General features: G+C 42.4%; 12 protein-coding genes. 2 read left to right on the top strand and 10 right to left on the bottom strand.

From position 1 onward, the window contains the following. Positions 1–438 carry a winged helix-turn-helix transcriptional regulator gene (locus tag CCS90_RS04870; RefSeq protein ID WP_099018359.1) on the bottom strand — a complete coding sequence of 146 codons (438 nt, stop codon included), beginning with the start codon at positions 436–438 and terminating at the stop codon, positions 1–3. Positions 439–591: 153 nt separating this feature from the next. Here CCS90_RS04870 and CCS90_RS04865 point away from each other — a divergent pair, with 153 nt between their 5' ends. Continuing rightward, positions 592–978 carry a hypothetical protein gene (locus CCS90_RS04865; RefSeq protein WP_133566485.1) on the top strand — a complete coding sequence of 129 codons (387 nt, stop codon included), beginning with the start codon at positions 592–594 and terminating at the stop codon, positions 976–978. Between the two features lie 58 nt (positions 979–1,036). Here the strand turns inward: CCS90_RS04865 and CCS90_RS04860 are convergent, their stop codons facing one another. The 7 genes from CCS90_RS04860 to CCS90_RS04830 form a co-directional block, all read right to left on the bottom strand. Continuing rightward, positions 1,037–2,566, bottom strand: a complete 1,530-nt coding sequence (locus CCS90_RS04860) for an amidohydrolase family protein (RefSeq protein WP_099018357.1) — start codon at positions 2,564–2,566, stop codon at positions 1,037–1,039. An 86-nt stretch (positions 2,567–2,652) separates the two neighbouring features. Beyond that, a complete protein-coding gene (locus CCS90_RS04855) occupies positions 2,653–3,678 on the bottom strand; it encodes a helix-turn-helix transcriptional regulator (protein ID WP_180236492.1) in 1,026 nt (341 codons plus the stop codon). An 80-nt stretch (positions 3,679–3,758) separates the two neighbouring features. Beyond that, complete coding sequence (locus tag CCS90_RS04850) at positions 3,759–4,355, bottom strand: hypothetical protein (RefSeq protein WP_099018355.1); 597 nt, start codon at positions 4,353–4,355, stop codon at positions 3,759–3,761. Further along, positions 4,352–4,633, bottom strand: a complete 282-nt coding sequence (locus CCS90_RS04845) for a GNAT family N-acetyltransferase (RefSeq protein ID WP_099018354.1) — start codon at positions 4,631–4,633, stop codon at positions 4,352–4,354. Before CCS90_RS04845 ends, CCS90_RS04850 begins: the two co-directional genes overlap by 4 nt. Positions 4,634–4,713: 80 nt before the next feature. Further along, positions 4,714–5,460, bottom strand: coding sequence for a 23S rRNA (guanosine(2251)-2'-O)-methyltransferase RlmB (rlmB, locus tag CCS90_RS04840; RefSeq protein WP_099018353.1), 747 nt, complete (start codon positions 5,458–5,460; stop codon positions 4,714–4,716). A gap of 213 nt (positions 5,461–5,673) precedes the next feature. After that, entirely contained in the window at positions 5,674–5,964 is a 291-nt protein-coding gene (locus CCS90_RS04835) for a hypothetical protein (RefSeq protein WP_099018352.1), read from the bottom strand. Between the two features lie 10 nt (positions 5,965–5,974). After that, positions 5,975–8,083, bottom strand: coding sequence for a tail fiber domain-containing protein (locus CCS90_RS04830; protein ID WP_099018351.1), 2,109 nt, complete (start codon positions 8,081–8,083; stop codon positions 5,975–5,977). A 372-nt stretch (positions 8,084–8,455) separates the two neighbouring features. Between CCS90_RS04830 and CCS90_RS04825 the strand changes: the two genes are divergently transcribed. Next, entirely contained in the window at positions 8,456–10,048 is a 1,593-nt protein-coding gene (locus CCS90_RS04825) for an alkaline phosphatase family protein (protein ID WP_099018350.1), read from the top strand. A gap of 39 nt (positions 10,049–10,087) precedes the next feature. Here CCS90_RS04825 and CCS90_RS04820 read toward each other — a convergent pair whose 3' ends face one another. Together CCS90_RS04820 and CCS90_RS04815 are read right to left on the bottom strand one after the other, a co-directional pair. After that, the gene (locus tag CCS90_RS04820) at positions 10,088–13,183 is read right to left on the bottom strand and encodes a serine/threonine protein kinase (protein ID WP_162846813.1); all 3,096 of its coding nucleotides are present in this window, start codon (positions 13,181–13,183) and stop codon (positions 10,088–10,090) included. Continuing rightward, positions 13,176–13,736 carry an ECF-type sigma factor gene (locus CCS90_RS04815; protein WP_162846812.1) on the bottom strand — a complete coding sequence of 187 codons (561 nt, stop codon included), beginning with the start codon at positions 13,734–13,736 and terminating at the stop codon, positions 13,176–13,178. The genes CCS90_RS04820 and CCS90_RS04815 overlap by 8 nt, the downstream gene beginning before the upstream one ends. Positions 13,737–13,807 lie beyond the last annotated feature (71 nt).

The following is a 13,807-nucleotide window of genomic DNA, read 5'->3' as shown; positions in this document are numbered from 1 at the left end:
TCATGTCTGATCAGGCTGATGGCGGTTGTTTAAATATTCGTTCCGGACGATTTCAACCGCTTCATCAAAACGCTCATTCAAATAATGCATGATTTTTTCAGACAAAACAGTATTACAATCATAATGTCCGCTCCACTTGACCAGTTGTAAAATGGATGGAATCAGGTCCAAACCCTTTTCAGTCAAATGATACAGCTTTTGACGGCCATTTTCAGGGTCTTTACATTGAGTGATCAGTCCATGTTTGGTGAGCTTTTTTAATCGATCGGCCAGGATATTGGTGGCCACCCCTTCATCACTGTCAATAAATTGTTTATAGCGACAACAACCCTTGAACAACATGTCACGAATAATCAAAAAACTCCATTTATCGCCCAGTATTTCCAATACATAGGTCATGGGGCAAACCGTTAATTTGTAGGTGTTGTTTTTAGTCATGAGCAAATAATAAACAAAATGCTTGCAAATTGCAAGCTATTAAGTAAACTGGGAATTACTTTCATTTTGCAAGCTATCGAGGTTACCATGAAAAAGTATGCTGTCTTCTCAACACTCTCATTTGTATCAGTGTTTATAATGATTGAGTTAATCATGTCAAACAAAGCAGGATTTACCATTTATGCCGGTTTTAACTGGTTGATTCATGTAGAGCTATTCAGCTGGACACATTTACTTACATGGATGCTCCAAGGTGCAGCACTGAGCTTTGCAGCTTTTTTATACATGAAGCCCAACGAAAGTTTAGCCGATGGTTTTCGCTTTGGCTTGATAACAGGTTTGTTATTTTCAATCGTGGTTTTATTTAATATGATGGGAAAAGTCGATCACAATACCTACCAGTTTTTCGCAGATTCACTGCTTCCATTGACTGGCTTGTACATCCTAGGTTTTACCATTTCCGGTTGGCTGTTTGGGCTGATGTTTGAATTATTTGCACCTGAATTCCCAACCATCAAAAATTTGTGGTCAATGGTATAAATGCGATTGAGGTAAAACCCAATATATATAACTGGTTTTACCTCTTTTCCTTTTAGATCTATTCGAAACCAGCTATTGATTGTTTGCGGCTGTGATCATTGGCAGCCCTTACAGCATTTAACATGACCTCCAATTGTTGATGCTCATACAATCGACCATTATTGATCACAGCCTTAATTTTCTGGGTATTTTCAATATCAAGCAGTGGGTTGGCATCAAGCAGCAACAAATCTGCTTGATAGCCTGATTGTACACTGCCTATTTTAAGGTTCATCCACTTCGCTGGTTCGCTGGTGGCAGATCGTAACGCCTGTGCTTGATTCATGCCCGCTTGGGTCAACGACAACAATTCATTGTGCAATGAAAAACCCGGCACCATGACAGGTACATTGGCATCGGTTCCTGCCAACACCCGAACGCCTTTGGCGGCCATGGCATACAATAATATTTTGTGTGCATGTGCATAAGCTTTCCAATACACTTGATTTCCCTCCTTGCGAACAGCAGGATAATCTGCAGGTAAACGATATATATTGACTTCAGGTAACCAACCCATTACGCGAATTGCAGGAACTGTTGCTTCGATGATTCCGGGATTAACAAAGCCCAAATCAACCCCATGGAGCGCGTTTGAAATATCTGCTTTTTGGCCCGCAAAACTTTCCACTAAATTCAAAGTAGATACCACCGCCATGTCATTTTTAAGTAACTGCGACACCACTTCGTCACTGCGTTGTTCAACAAAAGCTAAAAATGATTCGGCCGAATGACTGTCATAACCGCCAAATTCACGATCCAAAGCTTTCACCAGTTCTTCAATGTGCGCCAATTCTTTCAAGTTCGAACCCCAAACCTTTGACAGTTCCATTGAGATTGGTATGTGGCCTAGTAACTTCATTCCTATTCTGGGAGCAGCCCGATTGAAGGCCTGGAAAAATTTTTTATCAAGAAATGTATAAATTTTAATCGCATCATAGCCTTTATTCTTCAAGATTAATGTATCTGATTCAATTTCATCCACATCATGTGCGTTGTTCATTTTTGCAGTCCAACGGTTGAACCAGCCTTTGATTAAACCACTGTTGTTGTGCCGTCTGGAAGCCACAAACAAATCGGGACCAGGGCGACCTGCAGTCACTTCAGATTTCCAATTTAAATGTTCTTCGCTGCCGTTCATTTCCCTGACATGGGTAACACCGTTGGCCAAGTACAATAATAAATCATTAGGACTTTGCCACAAATGAACGTGAGAATCGATTAAGCCAGGGATTAAGAATTGGCCGTTTGCATCGATCATTTCAATTCCAGCAGTAACATTGAAATCAGCACCCACTGACTCGATGAGACCTTGGTTGATCACTACAGTTTGATTGGGAATCATTCGTTCACCATCCACAGATAACACATTGACATTGGTGAGGGCCATATGCACTTGCGGATTTATAAACAGGTCAGGATTGACTACTTCTGTGTGTGCACCCCAAAATTTATTGACCTCATTGTTGAGCCAAAACAATGTAAAACCTATAGCAACCAATAACATGATTAGCAACCACATTAGCACTGTTTTGAATAATTTAATAGACATGTTAATACACCTAAATGAAAACCAACATGATATGTTTTTATGCCTTGTTCGTCTGATCGAAAATATATAAAGTCTGATCGAATCTGTTATTTTGCTAGATTTTTTCGGTATACAGAAGGTGTAAGGCCCACTTGTTGCTTAAATGCACGGTTGAATGGCGCCAAAGAATTGAAACCATGATTCAAAGCCAGTGTCAAAATCGGAATGTGCTCTTTGTTATTGTCTTGCAAAGCTGTTTTTATCGCTTCAATTCGATAACTGTTGATGTAACTACTGAAATTACTAAACCCCAATTGATGATTAATAAAAACCCTCAATCTGGGTGCACTCACAGCCAATCGACTGGCCAATGTATCAATCGTAATATTCGGTTCTAAATAACACCGATGCCGTTCAATGACCTCATCCAATTTAAGTTGCAATGCATGATCCCTTGCCGAAAATTTGACTTTATCCAACTGGTTATTAGGTTTAAAAGAAAAGGTATTCGGCTCAATTTGCAACATCCAAACAGCCATACCGAAAATGGCAGGTGATAAACTGATTACATTTACCGTTGCTTGGTATTCTTGTAACAACATTGAACCTAATACCAAAGTCAACAATGTTGAAGTGGCGATCACCAAAACCATGTACAAACGAGATTTTCTTCGTTTTTCCAATAAATCATCATTGCGACCTAACAGGGTCACTGCCAGCATATGCATGACCAATATGAAAGCCATGCTGTTAACCATACTGGGCCACCAGCCAGGTAAGTCATCAAGCCAACCAAAATAAACGAACCGTTCCATCAACATGACCCAACCCATCAGTACAGCGGTTAAAACATGAAAAAAATTGACTCTGAAATTTTTTTGGAACAAAGACAAGACAAACAACCAGACTGTACTTAATAAAAATACATCTATCAGCCTAAAACTCACTCTTATACCATATGGCAGATTAAAATGATTGGGGGTAAACCCCAGAAAGTGACAAAGCATACAAAGCTGAACCAACAACAACAAAACCAATGAAGATGATTTGGATAAATCCCGCAGTGCCATAAAGACAGTGAACAACAACATGCCCACCCCAGAAAAACGAAAAAATGCATCAAGCCAAATCATCATGGCATATTAATTCCTTTGAGAGTTAAATTGCAAATCGAAGTCTAAGCGGTTGGCAACCTTCGTCAGGTCTGTATTCATTAATTTGAATACAAAAACGCCAAGGAGTTCAGCGCATTTTTGGCTTCTTTACATTTTCTTACTAGTTCCGATTCACTGGCCTTTTGATGTTCCAAATCTAAGCCCTTTGTCATTTCATACAAGGCTGCAGTGAGTTGCTGACCTGATTGGCTGAAATCATTACCATCCAAATTGGCATCAATACCTTGACTGTAATAATAAGCACCCAAAGCAATCACTTCAGAAGCTTGGTTTTGATAATTCAAAAGAGCGGATTCAACATCCCTGCCACAATACTTGGTTGACACCGCATAAACTTGCGTGAATGCATAACTTTTGGCAGCATCAGTCATCGCCAGCACCTCCATCGCTTTCATTTTGGTTGAATCATTGTACGCTGTGGCTTTTTTCTGGGTTAGCTTGGCCAGTACTTGAACCATCGCCTGGGTAAACATGGCTTTGTGTTTTTCTTCACCATCATCGATCACTTTCAATGTTTCACCCTTGCAGGCTTGGTCCTGATATACATGGCTGCCATCCAAACTTTCACATTGATAAACCGGTCCTGCAAAAACAAACACCGGAACGCTTAAAAATAACAGCAAAGCCTTGCTCATTGGTCCACCAACAAGTCTTGAAATTCAGGGTGTTTTTGAATGTATGCCGCCACAAAAGAACAGCTTGGAATCACCGCTAAGTGATTGACTCGCGCATATGCCAGGCCATATTTAACCAATTCTGAACCAATCCCCCTACCCCCCAAAGCTTTGGGTACTATGGTGTGGTTGTATTCGATGACGTCCTCGGTTAAGACATAGCTCATATAAGCGTTGAGACCTTCTAGATGAACTTCAAACCGGTGTGATTCTGGATTGTGTTGAATACTTTTCAGCATAAATTGTCCTGTCAATGTATTAATTAAACCCTGGTTTCAAGGTCCTCAATGTATCTGTTGTTGGTGTGACAAGCCATTTATCACGCCAAATTTCGCTGTCTCACGACCTCAAACAAGGCCACTCCCGTGGCCACTGAAACATTCAATGATTGTACTTCGCCGGCCATTGGAATGTGTATCAAATGGTCACAGGATTGCTTCACCAAATGTCGCAGGCCTTTGCCCTCATTGCCTAAAATGATGGCTACTGGGCCGGTTAAATCCGCTTGATAAATATCCATGCTTGCTTCATCCAATGCCGTTCCATAAACCCAAACCCCTGCTTCTTTTATGGCTTCAATGGCGCGCACCAGATTGGTCACTTGAAATAACTCTAAATGTTCAACGGCACCGGCCGCTGTTTTGTGAGTGATCGGTGTGATGGAGGCAGATTTGTCCTTACCAAAAACCACTGCCGTAACCCCAGCCGCATCGGCACTGCGCAAACAGGCACCCAAATTCCTCGGGTCCTCTATACAGTCTAAAATCAGAATCAACGGCTTGTCCCATTGCTTTAAAGCCACTTTGAGGTCTTTCTCAGATTTCAAATGCACGGCATGAATACTCGCCACCACACCTTGGTGGCGTTCATTACATAAGCGATCAAGATCTTGAAGGCTCACCCGATTGATTCGCAGCCCAGACTTTTCTACTGCCATCAATAAGTTTAATAAGCGTTTGTTCTGTGCATCTTTTTGCAACCAAATTTCTGTGACTTGATCACCAGCCTTAAGTGCCATCTCAACGGCGTGGATGCCAAAAATCAGGTTGTTTTTTTCTGTACTCATAAACTCCGTTGCAACCATCAAGTTGCACCTCTTCATGCTAAAAAGTAATGACCACCAGCAGTGGTCATATGACACCTTATGAAAAGCTGATTACATTCAGCTTTCAACCAAGCACAAATTATAGAACAAAACCATGGCATCGGCACCAGTCAAATCAGCATTGCATGGTTCACTTTAATGGATTGACTCACCGACGAGGTTTGAATGCCTTGTTTAGTCAAAGCCATGTTGGAAAATCAAGTCATTATTGTGTTTACTATGAAACCCACCTTTAAAGACATAGAAACCACCTGAGGCAAGGTGGTTGCCATCAAATTGGCCCATGGTACCAGTGAGCTTAAACTGACCAGCTGCTGATTGACCGCCCCCAGCATCTATGGTGTGTTTCTTGATGGCATACTGAATCGCTCCCTGGGAAGTTTCTGAGTTTGAATCTTTTGCCTTGCCATGAAAAGCCACAGAAAGCATCAACAGACTGAGCAGCAACACCTTAAAATTAATCATGCGAATGCTCCTATTTTTGGTTTTGAACTGAAATCAGACCTTCTACCAAAGCCTGTAATTTTTCAATTTTATGGTTTTGTTGGTCAATGATGATTTGCTGTTCTTGGGTGGCTTTAATCAACACTGGCACCAGCTCTGTATAGCGCATGGATCGCATGGCAGCTTGATCTGCGGTCTTACTGACGATTTCAGGCACTATGTTTTCTACTTCCTGTGCAATCAATCCCAGGTGCAACTGTTCAGTGTCTCCATTTTTCCAGTAATAACTGACGGGGCGCATGGCCAAAACTTCAGCCAAACCATAATCCAAATTTTCAATCTGCGACTTCAATCGTTTATCAGAACTGACATCGACAGGGTTAACTGTATAGATGTTTTTCCAACGAAATAAGGCACTACCAAAATTGAAAGTGTTACCGCTTTGCGGCTCAAGATTGCCATTGATATCAACTCGATTGGGGACGCCCGTGGTGGCTATCAATCGCATGATCAAAGTGGCTATACTTGAACTGTCATAACTATTGAACTCAATACCCGAAGCGGCTGTTTCCCGCATGTCATAGGCGATTTGACCATTTTCTGAAAATACCAAGCTTGCATGAGAATTTTCTGAGTTTTTATCCAGTACGAGGGCCACATCACCATTGGCAGAATTTGACTCTAACAGCAACATCACTTCATCTGACCCGGGGATCGAACTGTTTGATGTGCCAGAACCCACCAAATGAATGGGTGATTTTGGTTCATTGGTACCAATACCGACACCGCCGTCGGCTTGAATCAAAAATTGTTCAGGCCCAGTAGAGGTAAAGTAAGAGTCTCTTGATGACCAGATAAATGTGCCTTCATCACCATCGGTGTCGCCGCCGCCAACAGCAGCCGCATCTCTGACCACTGCCGTTCTACCTGCAGCAAAACTGTGTTTTCCGCCCGCTGTATTGCTTTCGCCTCCTGGCACTGTGGATGCTTCGGCAGTGGCTTTGTTGGAGAGGCCACCTGACACCGTTGAAAATAATTGTATGGCTTGGTTTCTTTTACCACCACCAATGGTCGCGGCTTCTCTGGCTGCTACATTATCCCTACCTCCAGCTATGGTTACATTGGATGAGTTGCCGCCTGCTGCGGCTGTGGTGATTGCGTTATCACTTCCACCACCGATGGTCATGTGGCTACTCAACGAGTTTACATTGATGGTATTACCACTGCCACCCGCTATACTTGAGTCTTTGCCTTCAAATCCAATGGTGTTGGTGTCTGTGCCAAAAATAATATTTCGGCTGGAAGCATCAAAAAAAGCAACTTGCGACCCATCCACTTTCATCACAAAGTCTGCATCATCCGAGGTGCCCAGAAATTGGGTTGCCGGGTTGGTTCCTGCATTACCGCTGAGACCCCATCCACTGCTGCCACCGGTGTCATCGGTTTCACAAGCGACCGATCCATCACTGTTGATTTGTCGGATGCTGCTTCCTGCGTTGCATGCAGCACTGACCCGTTGCTGGATTGAATTTGAATCAACATCTGCTGCCACGATGGTGCCGTTCAAAATCTCATCCGTTCGCACCGCACCCAATGCTATTTTTCCTGTGGTGATCGCACCGCTGGCAATTTTTGCGTTGGTAACCGCCAAATCAATTAACTCTGCGGTATCAACAATACCATTGCTTAAGTGACTGTTCAGAATACTGTTGTCTTTGATTGACGCGGCGTCAACACCGTCTTCGCCAACGAACTGTGATTGGATGGCGTAAGGCGAATTGGTAATCAACTGACGAGGTGTTAATGTAGTAAACGTCCCAGTACTGGCGGGTCGAACTTTTAACTCAATCCAGTTTTCATTGCCCATAAATGGCACGTCTCCAACATCTACTTGAATTGAAAATATACCATCAACAACGGCAACGGATGTCAATGCTTGACTGCTGACCATCAAGCCGCCAGTCATTGCATCATACAATTCTACCGTGATGTCATAAGCACCGTTGGCTGCCACGCTGTTGGCCATCAATTCACCTTGGTAGGTAAAATAGGAACCTTGTTGAGTGGCTGCTTTTACATTCCCAAAAGTGCTGATGATGATTAAGACCGCCGCGATAAAAATATTCAGTTTTTGTTTCATTTTAATGATTCCAATAAGTTTGACTTATTGAACTTCACGACACATCAATGAAACACAGGACAACAGAAACGCAATTTGTTTTTACATTGAATAAAACCCTCATGGTGAAAACCAATCCACACTGTTGAATAATCAAACCAGTCAAGGGTCCATACTTTTCACCGTTGTGATTATAAATTCTAAAAAACCAGTGTTTGATGAGGCAAGACCCATGAGTTTACGAGCCCATTGAGTGAATTATTCTGTGATGCACATATTATCTGTGATTAATGTATAATAAATAAAAAACACAACAATTAAAAAATTAATCAGCAAAGCAGTCATCACTCCATTTCACTGGTATTTGCTGAAACATTCGTTTAAGGGGGAATTATGCAAAAAGTATCTGCTGATAAAAAAGGATTGGCAACCTTTGATCATGTGGTCGTGTTGATGTTGGAAAATCGTTCATTCGATAATCTGCTGGGTTACTTATACACCGACGAGGAAGTGCCTGCTGGTAAAAAATTCGCAGGTTTAAATCAATTTGATGGCGCCTTGCCCGTACCCTCATGGGTCAAAGATTTTACCCAACACCCATCAATAAAACCCTTTAAAGCCACAAATTATCACCAACCATTCCCTGACCCAGGTGAGGTTTATCAACATGTCAACAGCCAAATCTATAACTACATCAACCCGGATAATTGCCGTGTTTCGGCTGCCAACATGGTTGCGCCCTACAACATGCCGAGCTCAGTACCCAACCCACCGCCAATGGATGGCTTTATCAAAGATTATGTCAATACACTCAATGCCTTGAACAGCAAGAAGGGCAAGCACTACAACGACCCAGGTTATGATATGTACAGTGCAATCATGCAATGCTTCAAGCCTTGTCAGGTCAATGTATTGAGCACCTTGGCCAAAGAATTTGCTGTTTTTGACCATTGGTTTTGTTCAGTACCGAGTCAAACATGGTGTAACCGGTCTTTTTGGCATGCCGGCACTTCAGCAGGCAAAGTGGTCAATCCATTGGACTCAGGTGGTGCTTGGAGGGACGTCAAAGCAATGGCTTCTTGGGCGAAAAATGTATGGAAACAAAAAACCCTGTTTGACCGCATGAAAGCAAATAAAATTTCCCATGCCGTCTATATCGAAGACTCATTTTCACTGACTGAATTGGTCAACAATTTTAAACACAAAAATGTGATCCGCGCTGGTGATAAACTCACTGCTTTTAAAAATGACCTGAAAACAGGCCAGTTACCGCAATACGCATTCATTGAACCCAAATTCCTGGGACAACACAATGACCAGCACCCTTCTTCAGTCGATGTGGGCCTGATTGATGATGATGGACCGACCCGAGAGGGCTCAGTGCTATTGGGTGAAAAGTTAATTTGGGATGTCTACACCTCATTGATGTCCAGTCAATACAAAGACAACACTTTATTAATCATTACATATGATGAGCACGGTGGGTGCTTTGACCACATCGCTCCGCCCCAGCTGCCTACAGCATTGAGTCAGGCACCTGGACAAAAAGGGTTCAGATTCGATCGCCTTGGCATCAGGGTACCCATGGTGATGGTTTCCGCTTACTTGCCTGAAAACACCATCATCAATGACCCATATGAACATTGCTCTTTTATCAAAACCATGTGTGAAAAATGGGACCTGGAAGGGTTGACGGACAGAGACAAGCAGGCGCCTTCTTTTGGTTCGGTATTTTCGGATACAAAACGAACCAATTTTCCAGTCATTGATGAACCATGTATACCTCAAACCAGTGATAAAGATTATGCCGACGATCCGTTGAATGATTTACAAAAATCCATTCTGGTGGGAGCGCATTACATCTCACAAATGAATCAAAAAAGTCCATTCAACCCCAATTTACTGGATGACATTGAAACCGTTGGTCAAGCCATAGAACATTTGCAAAGCTTAAAACAAAATTTATCCGAACCGTTGGGTACTTGAATCAAAGGGTACCATTCATTTTAATATGAATTTCTTATCTTATAGAGACAACAACGCCATCGGGTTGATGGCCTGGGCTTTATCCATTAATTGTTGATGACTGAGATGGATGGCTGTGTGTTTAATTTGATGCTCAAGTGCAAATTCAAGCAGCTTGGCTTTTAACAGCCAGGCTTCTGCGATGTTTTCATCGATCGCCAGCGCTTGGTTGATGGCTGCAACGGCTTGATCAAATGCCGATTGTTGTTGCTTATGGTTGACGGCTTGCATTTCAAGATAATACAGTTCAGCATGAAATACATGGGTGGGCGCATATTTTGGATTGATGCCAATCGAATGTTTAAAGTATTCATGACCTGTATTGATGTATGGAATGGGGTCAAGTTCTTTGTTGATTGCATCACGGGCTTTGAGTTTTTCGATGTTGCCTTGAGTCAATATCGGCCAATAAAACCCTTGGCTGATCGCCAATGATTGCTTAACCCGTTTGGTGGCCTCTTCAATAATTGGACCCGTGTCTTGACCACTTGCAAGTGCCATTTCTGCCAGTAAAACCTGGTTGTCTGCCATGCCTGCAAAAGCGAATGGGTTGGACTTACTCGCATCAATGGAATGTTGATAGGCACTCAGGCTTTGGTTGACCCAGGGCTCGACAGGCTGATTGTGTTGTCGATGTGAATAAGCAGCCAACAAATAGACATATCCCAAGTTGCCATAAAGGCTTGAATAATGGGTGTCCTTTTTATAAGGGGATGCTTGTTCACGCTGCAGTAATTCATCAATCATAGCAAGGTCATCAAACATGGGCTGTCCATGTGCCAACAAATGCTGAAATTTGACCACCATGGCATAGCAAATATTCCCAGTGGTTTTTGAAATTCTACTGGGGTCTAACGCCAGCACCTTGTCATAGGCTTTCAATGCCAGCGCAATATCAGCCAAGGGATTTTGTCCTGACTCCTGTTTTTTAAGTGCCATGATGTCATGTATGATGGCTTTGGTTTCATAAGCAATGGCATCGGGGTTAAGTTCCATCGATTGTTGATTCCACATCAAGGCTTCAGCCAACATGTCTGTTGCATCTATACCATTGCGATTCATCCATTCGGCCAACCTATATGCATTGGTGGCCATGCTGTTAAAGGCATAACTGTCACGAGGATTGATATCCATCAACTGTTTACAATCTGCTGCAGCCTGATGATAAAACGCAGTGGGGTCCTCACCCGTCCGATAAATGGCATTCTCAATATACAATTGTTGAACATGGCATAAGCTGGCATAAGGTTGTGGGTAGCTGCGACCATAGCTGATTGCTTGTTTAAAGGCATTTTCTGCCAAGCGAAGATGTTGCATGGCTTTGTCAGTTTCACCATCACTGATCAGTTGGTTGTACAAGGTTCGGTAAATTCTGCCTTCAAATTCAAACACCAAATAATCACCCTCCTTGGCCGCTGTTGCTTTATCCAAAGCATCAAGTGCTTGCTGGTATTCACCAGAAAAGAAAAGTGAATGTGCTTTGATCAAAGAAGATTGAGGCTCTTTATTTTCTCCATCAAACTGATAATACCACCGCGCTTTTTCCAAATGCGCTTTATTGATATCCAGCAGCCTTTGTTGCTCGAATTCCGACAATCCTTCGACGGTTAGGTGGTAGGCATATTGCCAATACAGCAAATCATGTGCCCTGGCTAAATCAAGTGCCATTTCGCTGGTTTGATCGCCCAAATCCCATGCCGCTTGGAAATATTTAACCGCATCAGCGTATTCAGCAATGGCAAAATAAGATTCTCCCAACAATTTGTTTTTTTCATGTTCAGCCAGTGCTGGGTTGGCATGAATCCGCTCTGAAATCAGTTTTTGTCGTTGGCTTATTTTGAGTTTACTGTTTGTGATGTCATGTTTGGGCAGGCTATACACTTGAGTCAGTTGCTTTTGGTTGATGTCTATCTGTTCCTTGGTTTCGGTGATCCAATTGATTTTGCTTTCTTTCTGTTTGAAACGATCCCACTGCCACCAAACAAAAACCAGCAACAAAACAATCAATGAAACAAAGGCTGCATTGCGTTTTTTCAATTTCAATTCTTCAGGTTTGTTTTTTATCTGCTGCAGTCGATGTAACACCTGTTGAGCCGTTGGCCTACTTGTTGGGAGCTTTTGGGTCAATGCCAAAATCAACTCTTGAAAATCCTTGCTCAATGATTCCGCCGCAATCGGCGTGGCATTGATTACTTGATTCCTCAGGTCTTCGGTATTTTCGAGCCTGTAAGCCGCCGTCCCGGTAAGCAACTCCTGCATGATGATACCGAATGAATACAGGTCACTGGCTTCAGTAATGGGCAGTGTGGATGCCTGTTCAGGACTCATATAAACCAAGGTCCCCATCAAAGAACCGAGCTTGGTGATGTTCTGCGAAATAGGCTCATCAATCAAACCGATGTTATTCTCTGCTTCATGAGACCTTTTGTGACCTTGAGATTTAGCAATTCCAAAATCAAGCACTTTGATTTTTCCGTCAGCGGTCAGCATGATGTTGTCTGGTTTCAAATCACGGTGAATCACACCTTTTTCGTGTGCAGCACACAATGCCGATGCAATCTGAATCAGTGCATCCAATAACTGATCATAGGGTAAATCATGGTGTTTTAAAGTCTTTCCTTGGACCAATTCAAGCACCAACAAATCACCATGGTCGGCTTCAATATAATCATAAATTTGGCAAATTGAAGGGTGGTTAATTTGCGATAAAATTTGTGCTTCTTGTTCAAACCTTTGCCGGCTAGAAGCATTTTGGGTTAATTCAGCGCGGATGGTCTTGACGGCCACATTCCTTTTCAATCGTTCATCGTATGCCAAATAAACGGATCCCATGCCTCCCTTGGCAATCAACTTGATGATTAAAATCCTTTGAATTTTATCACCGGGTTTTAAGTCTTGTATGTTGGGTTGTTTTAACGAGTTTGAACCTGCTGCAGTGCCAATCATAAAGGCAGTGAGCTCGGTGTCATCTTGTAACAAATATTCTATTTTTTGTTTAAGTTTGGGATCACTGATGGCATCAAGAAACAAGGTCCTTTCTTTGATGTCCAACATCAATGCTTGCTTCAGTAAGGCTTGTTCTGTGGCATCATTCATTCGACAACTCCAACAACAACCATCGCTTTGATCTGGACCAATACCGCCTGACTGTCCGAACATTCACATTCAATGCTTCGGCGGTTTCCTGTTCTGTATACCCAGCAAAATAACGACATTCCACGGTTTGCGCTAATTTGGGGTCAATTGCTCTTAATTTACTGAGGGCCTCATTGACAGATATAATTTCCAGTGCATTGTCATTCAATGGCATTTTTTTATCAGACAATGTGGTGGCATATAAATCGCCGCCTCTTTTTTGTCTTTTTTTGGCTTTGAGTTGATCAATGATTAATTGCCGCATGGCAGTGGCTGCAATGGCCATAAAATGCATTCGACTGTTGGCATTGAAAGATTGGTTGGCGGAAAATTTCAAATACACTTCATGAACCAAGTCGTTGGCTGAAATAGATTCTGGATTGAGTTTGTTCAGTTGCTTGGCTGCGGCCAGTTTAAGTTGATCATACAAAGCTTCAATGATCACATCCAAAGCAACAGAATCTCCGTCAGAGTATGCCAGGATGTATTCAGTTAAATTGGTATCTAATGTCATTACTGTATTCGTAGTAGGTAACGTATCATTGCATAAAAAGCATAATCCATTGGACTTCAAAAAGCCATCAA

Origin of the sequence: Marinicella litoralis (assembly GCF_002591915.1) — a bacterium.
GTDB lineage: Bacteria > Pseudomonadota > Gammaproteobacteria > Xanthomonadales > Marinicellaceae > Marinicella > Marinicella litoralis.
This window is presented reverse-complemented; position numbering and strand designations above follow the sequence as displayed.